At 55.3% G+C, this 255-nt stretch carries 1 protein-coding gene; it reads left to right on the top strand.

The genetic code is table 11. The annotated features are described in order from the left end of the window. Positions 1-26: 26 nt before the first annotated feature. A partial coding sequence (locus MWC30_RS22275) for a hypothetical protein (protein ID WP_244086365.1) occupies positions 27-255 on the top strand: 229 nt, incomplete at its 3' end.

Genomic DNA, 255 nt, shown 5'->3' with positions numbered 1-255 from the left:
TTCCCCTCTGTCCCGAAGGCGTCCGCATGAGGCATCACCTGTACAATGAGTACAGAAAAATTCACGTCTATACCTGCCCTGCAAAAAGGCATACGCACCGAGACGGGAAATCCCTTTACGTCATCCATCTGGACGAGTGTCCCCGGCGACAGGACTGCATGCCCGAAAGCTCCCTCGGACCCATCGTGTATATCTCCTCGACTACAGACCCGAGGCTCTATCCTCCCATCCCGAGAGACAGCAAGCGATTCAAGG

Source organism: Desulforhabdus sp. TSK (assembly GCF_022836495.1).
Taxonomy (GTDB): Bacteria; Desulfobacterota; Syntrophobacteria; order Syntrophobacterales; family Syntrophobacteraceae; genus Desulforhabdus.
This window is presented reverse-complemented; position numbering and strand designations above follow the sequence as displayed.